Here is a 14,461-nt window from a genome sequence, read left to right as displayed (position 1 = left end):
AGACTGGGGGTCGCCTTCTCTTTGGTGACTTTCTCTTGGCGACGCAAGAGAAAGTTACTGCGCTGCCGGGCGCACACCCCGGCCTCCGCCTTCAACTCAGACACGCCGCAACCATAAGCCCCGCCCGTAGCAAGCACCGCAAACCACAGGCCTCAAAAAATGCTCACCGTCCAAAACATCAACCAGTACTACGGCGGCTCCCACATCCTGCGCGACGTGAGCCTCACCGCCGAACCCGGCAAGGTCACCGTCCTGCTGGGCCGCAACGGCGTCGGCAAGACCACCCTGCTCAAAAGCCTCATGGGCCTGGTCCCCATCAAGAGCGGCGCCATCAGCTTCGACGGCAAACCCATCGACAAGGCGACTCCGTATGACCGCGCCCGCGCCGGCATCGGCTTCGTGCCCCAGGGCCGCGAGATCTTCGGCCGCCTCACGGTGGAAGAGAACCTGCGCATGGGCCTGGCCTACAAGAGCGGCTCCACCCCCGTGCCGCCGCACCTGTACGAACTGTTCCCGGTGCTCAAGCAGATGCTGCGCCGCCGTGGTGGCGACCTCTCGGGCGGGCAGCAGCAGCAGCTGGCCATTGCGCGCGCGCTCGCTCCGGGGCCACGCCTGTTGATCCTGGACGAACCCACCGAAGGCATCCAGCCGAGCATCATCAAGGACATCGGCCGTGTCATCCGCATGCTCGCCGACAAGGGCGAGATGGCCATCCTGCTGTGCGAGCAGTACTACGACTTCGCGCAGGAACTCGCCGACCAGTACCTGGTCATGGAGCGTGGCGAAGTCATCGCCCGAGGCCCTGGCAGCGAGATGGAGGCCAAGGGCATCCGCAACCTGGTGGCCATTTGATCAGGCTGCGGTCGTGCAGACCACATCCCCCCGGTGCCGCCAGCGCGCCACGCTCTCGATCACCAGCACCGTGCACACCATCCAGGTGCCGCCCAGCAGCCAGCCGGCCAGCACGTCGCTGGCGTAGTGCACCTGCAGCACCATGCGGCTCCAGCCGGTGGTGAAGACCAGCATGCCCGCCAGCACCACACAGGGCACATGCCAGCGCGGCGGCAGCAGGCGCGTGGCCAAGTAGGCCAGCAGGGTGTAGGCCACCATCGAGGCGCTGCTGTGCCCGCTGGGAAAGCTGTAGCCATCGGCCTGCGCCACGCCATGGTGCAGGTGCTCGGGCCGGGCGCGTTCAAAAATGCTTTTCAAAATGCGCGTCAGCGCCCCATTGCCCGCCAGGGCCGCCAGCCAGCCTGTGGCCAGCAGCCGGTGGCCGCGCCACCACAGGCCGGCGGCCACCAGGGCCGTGAGCGCGGTGAGCACGGCGGTGTCGCCCAGGTGGGTGAGGGTGGCAAAGAAACGCAGCACCTCGGTGGCGGCATGCAGGCGCAGGGCGTTGGCAATGGCGTCGTCCACCGCGCCCCAGTCGCCGCCCTGCTCGCTGCCGCTTTCGGCCAGCTCGGCGATCACGCTGCCCGCCAGCACCATGGCACAGGCGGCGCCCAGCATGCCCGCCAGCAGGGCCCAGCGCGGGTCGATGGCCATGGGCAGCGTGCGCTGCAGCAGCGGCCCCCCGCGCTGGCGCACGGTGCGCAGGCCCCACAGGGCCAGGGGCCCGGCCAGGCTGGCCAGCACCAGGCCGGCCAGCCACCAGCCCAGAGGGTGGTTGGAGATCAGGGTGCCGATGGCGGTGGCTTGCATGGGATCGGTTGGCAACAGCAGCAGTTGTAGGTGGGTGTCGGGTCGATGCTGCCTGTTGTACCGCAGCGCGCATCACCCCTTCGCGCCGGGCGTGAATGTAGGACAAGGCGCCGACAGCTTCACAGCGCCGTGGCTGACAGTGGCGCGCCGGTGGCCAGGGCACCATGGGTGCAGCGGCGCCATGCCGTCTTATCGGAGCCCGCCTTTCATCCATGACCACTGCCCCTCGCCCCCCTGCCGTCCACCCCCATGGGCGCATCCACCTCGTGGTGCCCAAGCGCCCGGGTGCTGATTTCGACCTGGTCCGCGCCAAGCTCGAAGGGGCCTTTGCCGCCCATGCGCATGACGTGGTGTGGCATGTGCCCGATGAGCGTGGCGACATCGTCGACCTGGCCTACAAGGCCGTGCGCGATGCGCAGGCCGATGGCGGGCTGGTCGTGGCTGCCGGGGGCGACGGCACCATAAACGCAGTAGCTGCGGCGGCCCTGCGCGAGGCTGTGCCCATGGGCGTGATACCCATGGGCACGTTCAACTACTTCAGCCGCGAGCATGGCCTGGCGCTCGACCCCGAGGTGGCCGTGCAGGACATGCTGCACGCCATGGAGCGCAGCGACATGCGCCCCGTGCAGGTCGGCTTCGTCAACGAGCGCATGTTCGTGGTGAACGCCGCCGTGGGCCTGTACCCGCGCCTGCTGGCCGAGCGCGAGATGGCCTCCAAGCGCTTTGGCCGCTCGCGCATGGTGGCCATCCTGTCCGCAGTGTGGAGCATGTTCCGCCCCGCCGGCGGGCGGCGCTGGCGCGTGATCATGCGCACGCACGAAGGTGCCCAGGCCCAGCAGGAGGAGCATCTGGTCACCACCCTGTTCGTCGGCAACAACCCTTTGCAGCTGGACCGCATGGGGCTGGAGCAGGCCCAATCCGTGGCCGATGGCGGGCAGCTCGGTGTCGTGCTGCTGCAGCCGCAGGACCGCTGGGCCGTGGCCCGCACAGTCTGGCATGCCGCCACCGGCCAACTGGCGCGCGACAGCGCCGTGACCAGCATCGCCTGCGCCGAGATGACGGTGGCCCCCGCCAGCTGGCGGCCCGCGCAGGTCAAGGTGGCGTTTGACGGCGAGCGCGAATGGATGGCGCCGCCGCTGCGCTTTCGGGTACACGACCAACCCCTGTGGCTGGTCACGCGCACCACGCTCGACCGGGATGGCGCCGCCGCTGCGCAGCATGAGCAGGTGGCCGTCGAACCCGCTGCTCCCGCTGTCGTCCCCCTGCCTGCGCTGGGTGCAGCGGCAGCCGTGGCGGCTTCCTGATCTTCTGCAGCGCCTGTACCCTACGCCCCATGTCCGTTCTGATGCACCTGTCCGACCTGCACTTCGGCGCGCACGAGCCCGTCGTCTGCCGGGCGGTGCAGGCCCTTGCGCGCCAGCTCGGGGTGTCGGTGGTGGTGGTCTCGGGCGATGTCACGCAGCGCGCCACCGCCCCCCAGTTCGCGCAGGCGGCCAGCTTCATCCGCGGGCTCGATGCCGGTGCCACGATAGTGCTGCCCGGCAACCATGATTTGCCGCTGTTCGCCTGGTGGCTGCGCTGGGGCCGGGCCTACAAGCGCTTCGAGCACGAGTTCGGCAAGGACCTGGAGCCCGTGCGGCACCTGGGCCGCTTCTTCATCGTGGGAGTGAACACCACGCGCCCCTGGCGCCACGAGCGCGGCAGCCTCTCCAGCGCGCAGATCGCGCGGGTCGAGAAACAGCTGGCCGAGGCCTACGAAGAGCCCTGGCGCATCGTCGTCGCCCACCACCCGCTCACCGCGCGCAATGCGCAGGACAAGGAACACCGGCCTGCGCGTGCCGAAGAGGCCCTGCTGCGCTGGCGCGACGCCGGTGCACAGATGCTGCTGTCGGGCCACGCCCACGCCGCCGGCCTGCTGCAGCCGCTGCCCGGCCTGTGGGTCAGTCAGGCCGGCACGGCCGTATCGCACCGCCTGCGCCATGGCTACCCCAACAGCCTGGTCATCCTGAGCCACGAGGCCGACGCGCACGACCCCGACAAGGTGCTGCGCTGGGCGGCGCGCTGGGACTATGACCCCGCGCGTGCCGCCTTCCACTGCGTGCAGCGGCAGTGGGTGGATGACCCGACAGGGGCTTTGGCAGTTTGAATGCCCGCACAGTGCGCACGCGCACAAGCTGCTGTGCCAGGCCCGTCGCGCCCACTCGCTGGTTGTTTTTCCTGGTCGTTTTCCCGCGGGCGGCTTGACCGATGGCCCGGCGCACCCCTATTCTGGCTGGCGGGTGCCTCCATGGCCCCGGCCCTTCTCATTGGAACCCTTGCGCTTGCCGCTCATGCACAAAGAATTCAACCACGATGCCCTGCGCCGCCTGCAGGCGCTGATTGCCCGCGAAACGGGCGCCCCGCTCAACGAGGCGGCCACGGCCGAGATGGCGGCCATCCTGCGTGGCAGCGAGGGGCCTGATGGCGTGTTCAATGAAAGCCTGTCGGTGGCCCCGCGCGAGGTCACCATTTTGCTGGCCGACCTGCGCGGCTTCACTGCGCTGTCGGCGTCGCTGCCAGCGGGCGTGGTGATCCCTGCGCTCAACCGGTGCCTGGCCATGCTCAGCGAGGTGGTCTTCAAGCACGGCGGCGCCATCGACAAGTTCATGGGCGACTCCATCATGGTGCTCTTCGGCGCACCCGTGGCGCGCGAGGACGATGTGGACCGCGCGCTGATGTGCGCGGTCGAGATGCAGATGGCCATGCGCGACCTGAACCTGGCCCACATGCGCGAGCGCCTGCCCGAGGTCTTCCTGGGCATCGGCGTGAACACCGGTACCGTGATGGCCGGGCGCTTCGGCTCGGATGTGTATTCCGAATACACCGTCATCGGCGAAGAGGTCAACCTTGCCTCGCGCATCGAGGCCTTCAGCCTGCGCGGGCAGGTGCTCATCAGCGAGGCCACCTACCAGCGCTGCTGGGGGCTGGTGTCGGCGTCGGCCCCCATGCAGGTCTACGTCAAGGGGCGCCAGCAGCCCGTGGGCCTGCGCGAGCTGGTGGCCATCCCCTCGCGCAAGCTCAAGGTGCCGCGCCAGGAGTTTCGCCGCAGCCACCGCGTGGACACGCGCCTGCCCTGCCTGTGCCAGCGCATCCAGGACAAGATCATCGTGCCGCAGATCGTGCACGCCGCCATCCGCGACATCGGCTACCACGGCCTGCTGGTGGAACTGACCGAAGAGCTGGCCCTGCACAGCGAGCTCAAGCTCGAATTCGATTTGACCCTGGTCGAATACCACGCCACCGACGTGTACGCCCGCGTCATCACCCTGAAGCCCGAAGGTGGCCAGTGGCTGGCGGGGCTGGAGTTCACCTCCATCAGCCCCGAGTGCCATGCCAAGGTGCAGATGTTCGTGCAGCTGCTGGTGGCGGCGCGATAGGGGCGGTAGGGGCCTTAGCAGCCCAATTGGGTTGCGAGGTCGGTCAGCCGGGTGCTGTGCAGGTCATTGCCCTCCTGCGCCGAAATGTCCTTGGGGTGCGCGGCGCCAAACTCCAGCGGCCGCTCCACATACATGGTGCGCAGCCCGCAGCCGCGCGCGGCCGCCAGGTCGTCGTGGTGGGCCGCCACCAGCCCCACCTGCGTCGGCTCCAGGTCAAAGGTGCGGGCCACGCCCAGGTAGGTGTCGGGGCTGGGCTTGTACGCGCGGAACACCTCGGCGCTCAGGATGCAATCCCACGGCAGGCCCGCGCGCTTGGCCATGTTGGTGAGCAGGCCGATATTGCCGTTCGACAGCGTGGTGATGGTGAACTTCGTTTTCAGCCGCGTGAGCCCGGCCACGCTGTCGGCCCAGGGGTCCAGCCGGTGCCACACGCGGTTCAGGTGCCAGCGCTCGGCCTCGGTCAGGTGCGTGAGGCCAAAGCGCGGCAGTATCTCGTCGAGGATGCCGCGGTGCAACTCGTCGATGCGCGTCCAGCCCTGCTCGCCGCGCATCACCCGCGCCATGGCTGGCTGGTAGCCGCTGCGCCACGCCAGCGCGAACGCATCGCCGTCGATGCCCGGGTACAGCGCCTGCATCTCGCGCACGATGCTGCCGTGCCAGTCCACCACGGTGCCGAAGATGTCGAAGGCCAGCACTTTCACGGTGCTGGCAAGCTCGTCTGCGGTGGTCGGTGTGGTCATGCGCTGGCCTTGGTTGGGAACGAAGGCTCCAGCGTAGCAGGCCCGGAGCCAGCGCGTTTTGGCCGGGCGTGCTATGGTTACAGGGTTCGGGTTTACCCCTGTAACTCAGTTTCTTCTCCACCCCCGTATGTCCTGCGTTGCACCATGGAGTGCGGTGCAGTGCTGCCCTGTAGTTGTTGCCGCCATGACCGCGCCCCTGTCCCCCACGTCGTCGCCCATCGCCCACACCCCCACCGACGACCGCACCCTGGTGCGCGCCGTGCTGGCCCTGGGGGTGGGCGGCTTTTCCATCGGCACGGGTGAATTCGTCATCATGGGCCTGCTGCCCGAAGTGGCGCGCGACATCAACGTGAGCATTCCGCAGGCCGGCCACGTCATCAGCGCCTATGCGCTGGGCGTGGTGGTGGGTGCGCCCGTGCTGGCCGTGCTGTGCGCCAACTGGGGCCGGCGCGCGCTGCTCATGGCGCTGATGGTGGTGTATGCGCTGGGCAACTTCGCATCGGCCCTGGCGCCGGGCTACGGCTCGCTCAGCGCAATGCGCCTGTTCACCGGCCTGCCACACGGCACCTATTTCGGCGTGGCGGCCCTCGTGGCCGCCGCCCTGGCACCCCCGGGGCGCCGCGCGCGCGCCGTGGGCTGGGTCATGCTGGGGCTGACCACCGCCACGCTGGTGGGCGTGCCCATTGCCGCCGCGCTGGGCGAGCATTTCGGCTGGCGCGCGGCCTTTGTCTTCGTGGGGCTCATCGCCGTGGCTGCCGTGGTCATGGTGCGCCTGTGGGTGCCCGACATGCCCGCATCGCACGGCGCCAGCCCGCTGCGCGAGCTGGGCGCCCTGGCGCGCAAGCAGGTCTGGTTCACCCTGGGCATCGGCGCCATCGGCTTCGGCGGCATGTTCGCCGTGTTCAGCTACATCAAGCCCACCCTGCTCGAAGTGGCCGGCATGCCGCCCGCGCTCATGCCCTTTGTGCTCGCGCTGTTCGGCCTGGGCATGGTGGTGGGCAACATCGTCGGCTCGCGCATGGCCGACAAGGCCCTCATGCCCACCGTGGGCAAGGTGCTGCTGTGGTCCATCGTGGTGCTGGCGCTGTCCGTGCCTGCAGCCCACCATCCCGTCACGGCTGCGCTCTCCACCTTCTTCCTGGGCACGCTGGTCGCCATCGGCCCCGCACTGCAGATCCGCCTGATGGATGTGGCGGGCCATGCGCAGACCCTGGCCGCCGCGCTCAACCACTCGGCCTTCAACGCCGCCAACGCCCTGGGCGCGTGGCTGGGCGGCATGTCCATCGCGGCCGGCCTGGGGTGGACCTCCACCGGCTGGGTCGGCGTGGTGCTGGGCATCTTTGGCGTGGGCATCTTCGCGTGGTCCATGTCGAGCGAAAAGGCCACCACACGCGCCAGCGCAGGCCTGAAAGCCTGAGCGTAGCGGCGGTGCGACACCGCCCCAATGTGAGGAACGAACACCGCGTTTGATGTACATTGAATGCGGGCCGGCCTTTCTGCCAGCCACGTCGCTCGGACGGTTTCGGGCGCTTACGTGAAAGTTCACCAGCATGTCTGCTTCTCAGGGCAAGCGCCGCTTTGCGCGCATCGATCGCCTACCCCCCTACGTCTTCAACATCACGGCCGAGCTCAAGCTGGCTGCCCGCCGCCGTGGCGAAGACATCATCGACATGAGCATGGGCAACCCCGATGGCGCCACCCCGCCGCACATCGTTGCCAAGCTCACCGAAGTGGCCCAGCGGCCCGACACCCACGGCTACTCCGCCAGCAAGGGCATACCCCGCCTGCGCCGCGCCATCAGCCACTGGTACAAGGACCGCTATGCGGTCGACATCGACCCCGACACCGAGGCCATCGTCACCATCGGCTCCAAGGAAGGGCTGGCCCACCTCATGCTGGCCACGCTGGACCGGGGCGACACCGTGCTCGTGCCCGACCCGAGCTACCCCATCCACATCTACGGCGCGGTTATTGCCGGCGCCGACATCCGCAGCGTGCCCGTGGCGCCCGATGTTGACTTCTTTGCCGAGCTCGAAAAGGCCATCCGCGGCAGCTACCCCAAGCCCAAGATGATGATCTTCGGCTTCCCCAGCAACCCCACTGCGCAGTGCGTGGAGCTGTCGTTCTTCGAGCGCGTCATCGCCCTGGCCAAGAAGCACGACATCCTGGTGGTGCACGACCTGGCCTACGCCGACATCGTCTACGACGGCTACCGGGCTCCCAGCATCATGGAAGTGCCCGGCGCCAAGGACGTGGCCGTGGAGTTCTTCACCCTCTCCAAAAGCTACAACATGGCCGGCTGGCGCGTGGGCTTCATGGTCGGCAACCCCGACCTCGTGGCCGCGCTCGCCCGCATCAAGAGCTACCACGACTACGGCACCTTCACCCCCCTGCAGGTCGCGGCCATCGCCGCGCTGGAGGGCGACCAGCAGTGCGTGAAAGACATCGCCGCCCAGTACCAGCGCCGCCGCGACGTGCTGTACAAAGGCCTCACCGAATCGGGCTGGGCCGTGGACTGCCCCAATGCCAGCATGTACATCTGGGCCCGCCTCCCCGAACCGTATCGCGCTCTGGGCTCGCTCGAGTTCGCCCGCCAGTTGCTCGACAAGGCCAAGGTCTGCGTGTCGCCAGGCATCGGCTTTGGGGACCAGGGAGATGAGTACGTGCGCTTCGCCCTCATCGAGAATGAGGCCCGCATCCGCCAGGCCGTGCGCGGGATACGGGCGATGTTCAAGGCCGATGGGTTGTTGAAGGTGCCTGCGGTGGCGACGACGACGGCTTGATGCTGCAATGACTGGGGCCTGATCGGGGTTGGCAGGCGAGCGGGCGCAAGGGGAAGGGCGGGCAAACAGGCCGCCTTCTTCCCATACCCAACGCCATCGTGTGGGTTACATGTGATTCGATACGCAATAGACGTTCGCTTACTGCCGCCTGCCCGGTCGCGGTTTAGACTGGCTGGTATGCACATGCTCGACTACAACCCCGACGACCTGGACGTCACCATTTCCGAGATGCTGGTCGCCACCAGCGACTCCGCCGACCACGAACTTCCCGAAGTGGTTCCAGCGGTGTTGAAGCTGCTGCGCAAACGCCTGGGCATGGACGTGGCTTTCGTCTCCCAGATCGCCGATGGCCGCCGCACTTTCAAGGCCGTGGACAACTCGCCCGACTTCCCCTTGCTGCAACCCGGCATGTCCGACCCGGCCGAAGAAAGCTGGTGCCAGTACGTGGTCGAAGGCCGCTTGCCCGAGAAGATCGACGACGCAGCGCCCCTGGTCGCTGCGGGCAAGATGCCCGACCCCGGCTTCACCATCGGCACTCACCTGAGCACCCCTGTGCGCCTGGCTGACGGCCAGGTCTACGGCACCCTGTGCTGCTTCAGCCGGGGTGTGCAGGCAGATGCCGACATCGACCGGCTGCGTTATACGGCGAACCTGCTGTCGGAGAAGTTGTCTCCGAAGCCTGTAGAGTCGGCGGGCTAACCGAATGGTCTTTGCGGGATAGTCGACCCTCATCGTTGTCAATACCGAACTCCCCTGTCTCGATAGACTGCAATTGCCATATTTCAAAAGGTCGTTCTAGGTCATATCCTTGTCCCAGCCGAAGGAGGACTGAAGGAATGACCAAATATGGCACCAAGAAGACAATTTAAGTTAGATGCAGATTTGGCAGCTCTTAGAAAGCTTGCTGAAGATGAGAGGCGACGTGTGGAACTGAGCCCGCTACCAGTTCTATCACCTGAGCATCAACTTCAACTCGAAAAGTTTCAAGCGCTGTCTATAGAGGCTGCTCAGGCCAGTGTCCACGAACTGCCGCTTGAAGTCTCTTTACAGTTGTCTTTGCTGGGTACGAAAGCGGCAGCCGAGAATCCATATAGCTACTCTGACTTGCCGCGCTGGTTAGGGTTTGAGACTTGGTTGCCCAGGGACGCATTGCTTCTGCTTGCTGGAGTGTCCCCTACCGCAGCACTGGTGGACTGGACGTACCAGAATTTAATGGGGGCTGAGATCGACAAGCCCACAATCCGAACCGCATCTGATCTGAACGGCATATATGACCGTTATAGCGTTCCAAGTCCGAGCGATTGGGCAGAGGACATTGAAGAGATAAAAATTCAACTTAAAGAAGAAGCGAATCAGGAGAAGCGGAAAAAGTTGGAGCAGGAGCTAAGGTCCTACGAGGCATCGCGTGACGAACCATCAACGGTGCGAAGAGCGATTGAGCTTCGACATCGGAGCAACATTCTTGGCGCTCTATCAGACCAATGGTTTTCAGGCGACCATGATCCCGAAAAGCGGTACTCGCCCGAGCACTTCATATCTTGGGCGCTCGCGCGTGGGTATCAACCAGAGTGGTATGAGTGGGCACGTTCGAATCGTCTGCTAGATGATCACGAGGCTGTCTATCGAGCACCCTACTTTGACCCCGATAGCGAGGACTATCCAGAGCTCCTACACATCGCTTTGCGAGCGTGGGAGGAAACGAGGGCAGGTGGTGAGGGAACTCCCAAGCAGCGAATCGAGCGCTTCCTCAAGCAGCGCTACCCGTCCCTGCGTCCCACGACAAGGGAGCTGATTGCGCAGATTGCAAACTGGCAACGTACTGGGGGTAGGCCAAAGGTGTAGCTACATGAAAACCTACTGAGGATTTCGTCCGAACCTTAGTCCTATTCAGCCTGAAGTAGATGCTTTGCAATCTGGCCTCATGTTCAAGGGACTAGAGATGGCAAACTTCTTTAAAACTCCTACTGATGCAGTGACGATCGCAGGTAGCGCAGCAGCTTTTGCCATTCCACCCATCCTTCAGGCTGCTGAAAACTATCCTTCAGGATTTTGGCGTCTCTTTTTTTTGCTGGCGTTGATTGGCGTCTTGGTTGTTCTCAATAACGCTGTTCTGGCGCTCTTGGACGCGTGGCAACAGGAAATAGTCCAGGTGATGCCTCGTAAGCCTTCTGGCACCGCGCGGAAGAAGTTCTCGACTGCAAGTGGCGTAGTACATCCAACTGGTGACACTGGAGTAAAGAAGAGAATTTCTACGGCCAGGGGAAAGTGATTGTGCGCCTTACGCCGCCAAGTCGGCTGTGCTGGCGGACGTGGCTACGTCGGTAGGCTCATCAATCTTTGTGCGCAGGCTGAGCATGAGTGCCTGCGATACCGGCCTTGAATGTCGTGAAACGGCTGCCAAGGCGAAACCGAGTTCTACATTGCCCAGCCCAGTCACCCTTTGCGCAACCCCTGCATCGTCTGCAACAGCACCACCCGTGTCTGCCCCAGCACCATGCCCTTCCATTCCTCGTTGTCGCAGTAGAACGCATCACGCAGTTGGGTGCGGATCTCGCGCTGCTGCGCCGCCGGTGCGTCGGGGTGGCTGCGCAGCCAGGTGTCCGCCCTCAGGCGCAGCAGCATGTCCGCCTCGGGCAGGGTGCCGAACTCCAGGCCCATGGGTGCGATGCGGGCGTTCGGGCATTCGTCGAAGGCGGTGGTGACCACCGGGCCCGACACGTCTGCGGAGGCAGAGTCGCCGGAGAAGGGCGAGAACACGTCGGCGCCCCACCATGACTGGGCCAGGGCCAGGTCTTCGGGCGTGTTGCGGCCGGGGTAGATCTTTTCGCCGTGGCCGTAGGGGCCCAGGCCCGTGTGCACGTCGATCCAGCCCAGGTGCGTGGCGGCAGCAGCGTACTTGCGCAATATGGCGCGAATGGTCTTGTTGCTCCACGACGGCGCGGTGCCGCCGTAGAACAAGCCGTCGGGTGAGGTGTACTGGCCCTTGAACACGGCATTGCGAAAAGCGGCCATGCCGTGCTGGGCAATGTAGGCGTCCACAGCCGCGTCGTCGGCGGGCGTGGGCGGCCAGGCGGCGGGCAGCATCAGCGGCTCCACATCGGCATACGCCGCGTTCAACGGCAGCGGCGCGCTGAAGTCGATGTGGTTGCGGTTCAGGTCGATGTTGTCTTCGTTCGTGCGGTGCAGGTGCGAAAACCCGTGCGGGTTGACCGCATGCACCAGCAGCAGCGCCACGCCGGCTTGCTGCAGCCGCGTCAGCAGGTCGGCATCGTGCAGCGTGGCCACTTGCGTGCCCGACCCGCAAAAGCCTTCGGGCCCGTGCGTGCCCGAGGTGACGAGCAGGATCTTTTTTGCATCGATGGCGCCGATCAGCGCCATGTCGGTGGCCAGCTCTTCGCCCAGCGCGCCGCGGTGATCCGGGTGCACGAAGGATTCGACGGCCGCGCCGCTCTGGGCGGCGGCATCGAGGAACTTGGCGCGGGCTTCGGCATACGTGCCCGAGAAATACCGCGTGGCGGCGCTGGGTTGTGTGGGCATGGTGCGTGGGGCCTGGGCTTTGAAGAAGACGGTCTTGAACAAAAGGATTGTGATCAACCCGTGGCGTATTTGCATGCGCACGTCGGATGGATGTTGTGGCCGGCACAGGGGCACGGCGGGTGCAATCCGAGCAGCAAGATTAACGCCATCCCACCAGGCTTGCACGGGCTTGCTGTCTGCAGCCTTCACCAGGCTGGTGCTGCGTTGCAGCGAGCCTCAGCCTGTGCTCTCGGGCGCCCAGCGAAAACGTGCGGTGAAGTTGCGCAGCAGTTCAGGCTCGTAGGTGAAGTCCATCCCTCGGATGGCGTGCGCGCGCCGGGCCACGGCGGCCAGTGCGTCTGCCACGTAGTCCATGTGGTCGTTGGTATAGACCCTGCGCGGGATGGTCAGCCGCATCGATTCGAGCGGGGCTTTTTCCTGCTTGCCGGTGAGCGGATCGCGCCCCAGCAGCAGCGACCCGATTTCCACGGCCCGCACGCCGGACTCGATGTACAGCTCACACGCCAGTGCATGCGCGGGAAACTGTCCGGAGGGTATGTGCGGCAGCAGCGCGGCGGCATCCACGAACACGGCATGCCCCCCGGTGGGGTACTGGATGGGCACGCCCTCTGCCCGCAGTCGCTCGCCCAGGTACGCCACCTGCCCGATGCGGTAGGCCAGGTAGTCCGGGTCCATCGCCTCTTCCAGGCCCACCGCCAGCGCCTCCATGTCGCGGCCCGCCAGGCCGCCATAGGTGATGAAGCCTTCGCTCACCACGCAGCGCTCCTGCACGGCGCGGAACAGGTCCTGGTCGTCGCGGAACGCGCAGAACCCTCCGATGTTGACCAGCCCGTCCTTCTTGGACGACATGACCGCGATGTCGGCGCAGGCCATCATCTCGCGCACGATGTCCGGGATGCTGTGCTGCGCGTATTCCGCCTCGCGTTGCTGGATGAACCAGGCGTTCTCGGCGAAGCGGGTCGCGTCGATCACCACGGGGATGCCCGCATGCCGCGCCATGTGCGAGGCCGCCCGCAGGTTGGCCAGCGCCACGGGCTGGCCGCCGGTGGTGTTGCAGGTTACGGTGGCCACGAGGGCCGCCACATTGGCAGCCCCTTCGGTCTCGATCAACCGGGCCAGCTCGGCCAGGTCGAAGTTGCCCTTCCAGTCGTGGTACTCCCGGGTATCGAGCGCTTCCTTGTTGAGCGCATTGAGCGCGCGCGCCCCGGCCAGCTCGATATGCACCTTGGTGGTGTCGAAGTGGAAGTTCGACAGGAACACCGGCTTCGCGGAGCCGCGCCGCTTCACGAGCTCGGGGTAGAGCAGTTGCTCCGCTCCGCGCCCCTGGTGCGCGGGCACCAGGTACGGGTAGCCGATGACCTTGTCGATGGTGTCCACCAGCCGGTAGTAGCTGCGGCTGCCCGCATAGGCCTCGTCGGCGGCCATCATCGCGCTCCACTGGCGGTCGCTCATGGCGCCGCTGCCGCTGTCGGTGAGCAGGTCGATGTACACGTCGTCGCTGCGCAGCAAAAAGGGGTTGAGCCCTGCGTGCAGCAGCGCCTGTTCGCGGTGCTCGCGCGTCGTCATCGCGATGCGCTCGATGGTCTTGATGCGAAAGGGCTCGGGTATGCGTTTCATGATCGTTGATTCCACAAAAGGGGCAGAAGGTGCAGGGAAAGCTCATTGCGCCGATAAGCGACGCAAGAGTTTTTTGTTGCGAACAACGATCAAATTGTTCTTGTATTGGCAGGGAATGGGTTTGCGTATTCGTGAGCGCGCCTTTGGAAAATGAGGGATTGTTGTACGATTTACCGCATCAATGAGAACCTGTTGCATATGCTCAAACTCGACCGCATCGACGTGCGCATCCTGGCCCTGCTGCAAGAGCACGGGCGCATGTCCAACCTTGAGCTGGCCGAGGCGATAGGGCTGTCGCCAGCGCAGTGCAGCCGGCGCCACCATCGGCTGGAAGAGGGCGGAGTGATCGCCCGGTACGAAGCCCGCCTGCGACCCGCCGCACTGGGCCTGCATGTGACGGCGTTTGTGCACATAGGCATGGAGCGAGGCCACATGCGCGACCTCAAGCTGTTCCGGCAAACACTGGCTGGCATGCCCGAGGTGCTCGAATGCCATTCGGTCACCGGCGATGTTGACTATGTGCTCAAGGTCATTGCGCGGGATCTGGACGGGCTCAACGTCTTCCTCACCGAGCGGCTGGTGGCGTTGCCAGGCGTCAACTTCGTCAAGTCGAGCGTGTGCCTGGAAGAAATCAAACCGCGGTCTGGGCTGCCGCTGCCGGAGTAGC

General features: G+C 65.6%; 15 protein-coding genes. 11 read left to right on the top strand and 4 right to left on the bottom strand.

The genetic code is table 11. The annotated features are described in order from the left end of the window. Window positions 1-159: 159 nt before the first annotated feature. Window positions 160-852 (top strand): urea ABC transporter ATP-binding subunit UrtE, encoded by a 693-nt coding sequence (gene urtE, locus ASE28_RS04200; protein ID WP_057201484.1) that lies wholly within the window; start codon window positions 160-162, stop codon window positions 850-852. On the opposite strand, the gene ASE28_RS04195 is transcribed toward urtE, so the two are convergent. Then, entirely contained in the window at window positions 853-1,701 is an 849-nt protein-coding gene (locus ASE28_RS04195; RefSeq protein ID WP_057264905.1) for a phosphatase PAP2 family protein, read from the bottom strand. A gap of 212 nt (window positions 1,702-1,913) precedes the next feature. On the opposite strand from ASE28_RS04195, the gene ASE28_RS04190 reads away from it, so the two are divergent. The 3 genes from ASE28_RS04190 to ASE28_RS04180 all read left to right on the top strand — a co-directional run bounded on the left by ASE28_RS04190 (window position 1,914) and on the right by ASE28_RS04180 (window position 5,117). Next, on the top strand, window positions 1,914-3,005 hold the full coding sequence (locus tag ASE28_RS04190) for a diacylglycerol kinase family protein (protein WP_057264903.1): 1,092 nt from the start codon (window positions 1,914-1,916) through the stop codon (window positions 3,003-3,005). Between the two features lie 29 nt (window positions 3,006-3,034). Further along, window positions 3,035-3,847, top strand: a complete 813-nt coding sequence (locus ASE28_RS04185) for a metallophosphoesterase (RefSeq protein ID WP_057264901.1) — start codon at window positions 3,035-3,037, stop codon at window positions 3,845-3,847. A gap of 184 nt (window positions 3,848-4,031) precedes the next feature. Next, window positions 4,032-5,117, top strand: a complete 1,086-nt coding sequence (locus tag ASE28_RS04180) for an adenylate/guanylate cyclase domain-containing protein (protein ID WP_057264899.1) — start codon at window positions 4,032-4,034, stop codon at window positions 5,115-5,117. 14 nt (window positions 5,118-5,131) lie between these two features. On the opposite strand, the gene ASE28_RS04175 is transcribed toward ASE28_RS04180, so the two are convergent. After that, window positions 5,132-5,857 (bottom strand): haloacid dehalogenase type II, encoded by a 726-nt coding sequence (locus ASE28_RS04175; RefSeq protein WP_057264897.1) that lies wholly within the window; start codon window positions 5,855-5,857, stop codon window positions 5,132-5,134. Window positions 5,858-6,041: 184 nt separating this feature from the next. On the opposite strand from ASE28_RS04175, the gene ASE28_RS04170 reads away from it, so the two are divergent. From ASE28_RS04170 to ASE28_RS31860, 5 genes are all read left to right on the top strand, one after another. Further along, window positions 6,042-7,274, top strand: a complete 1,233-nt coding sequence (locus ASE28_RS04170; protein WP_057264895.1) for an MFS transporter — start codon at window positions 6,042-6,044, stop codon at window positions 7,272-7,274. Between the two features lie 133 nt (window positions 7,275-7,407). After that, window positions 7,408-8,640 (top strand): alanine transaminase, encoded by a 1,233-nt coding sequence (gene alaC, locus ASE28_RS04165; protein ID WP_057264893.1) that lies wholly within the window; start codon window positions 7,408-7,410, stop codon window positions 8,638-8,640. A gap of 177 nt (window positions 8,641-8,817) precedes the next feature. Then, complete coding sequence (locus ASE28_RS04160) at window positions 8,818-9,339, top strand: GAF domain-containing protein (protein ID WP_235516039.1); 522 nt, start codon at window positions 8,818-8,820, stop codon at window positions 9,337-9,339. A gap of 147 nt (window positions 9,340-9,486) precedes the next feature. Beyond that, entirely contained in the window at window positions 9,487-10,482 is a 996-nt protein-coding gene (locus tag ASE28_RS31865) for a hypothetical protein (protein ID WP_157421861.1), read from the top strand. A gap of 79 nt (window positions 10,483-10,561) precedes the next feature. Continuing rightward, window positions 10,562-10,909, top strand: coding sequence for a hypothetical protein (locus ASE28_RS31860; protein WP_157421860.1), 348 nt, complete (start codon window positions 10,562-10,564; stop codon window positions 10,907-10,909). 164 nt (window positions 10,910-11,073) lie between these two features. Here the strand turns inward: ASE28_RS31860 and ASE28_RS04155 are convergent, their stop codons facing one another. Together ASE28_RS04155 and ASE28_RS04150 are read right to left on the bottom strand one after the other, a co-directional pair. Next, on the bottom strand, window positions 11,074-12,177 hold the full coding sequence (locus ASE28_RS04155) for a M14 family metallopeptidase (RefSeq protein WP_057265008.1): 1,104 nt from the start codon (window positions 12,175-12,177) through the stop codon (window positions 11,074-11,076). A gap of 216 nt (window positions 12,178-12,393) precedes the next feature. Next, window positions 12,394-13,794 carry a tryptophanase gene (locus ASE28_RS04150; RefSeq protein WP_057264889.1) on the bottom strand — a complete coding sequence of 467 codons (1,401 nt, stop codon included), beginning with the start codon at window positions 13,792-13,794 and terminating at the stop codon, window positions 12,394-12,396. Here ASE28_RS04150 and ASE28_RS31855 point away from each other — a divergent pair. After that, complete coding sequence (locus ASE28_RS31855; RefSeq protein ID WP_157421859.1) at window positions 13,793-13,948, top strand: hypothetical protein; 156 nt, start codon at window positions 13,793-13,795, stop codon at window positions 13,946-13,948. The two genes, ASE28_RS04150 and ASE28_RS31855, sit on opposite strands and share 2 nt — an antisense overlap. A 38-nt stretch (window positions 13,949-13,986) precedes the next feature. Continuing rightward, window positions 13,987-14,460 (top strand): Lrp/AsnC family transcriptional regulator, encoded by a 474-nt coding sequence (locus ASE28_RS04145; RefSeq protein ID WP_157421858.1) that lies wholly within the window; start codon window positions 13,987-13,989, stop codon window positions 14,458-14,460. Window position 14,461: the final 1 nt, after the last annotated feature.

Source organism: Acidovorax sp. Root219 (assembly GCF_001428665.1).
GTDB lineage: Bacteria > Pseudomonadota > Gammaproteobacteria > Burkholderiales > Burkholderiaceae_C > Acidovorax.
The sequence above is the reverse complement of the archived record's forward strand: the minus strand, read 5'-3'. Positions and strand labels throughout refer to the sequence as shown.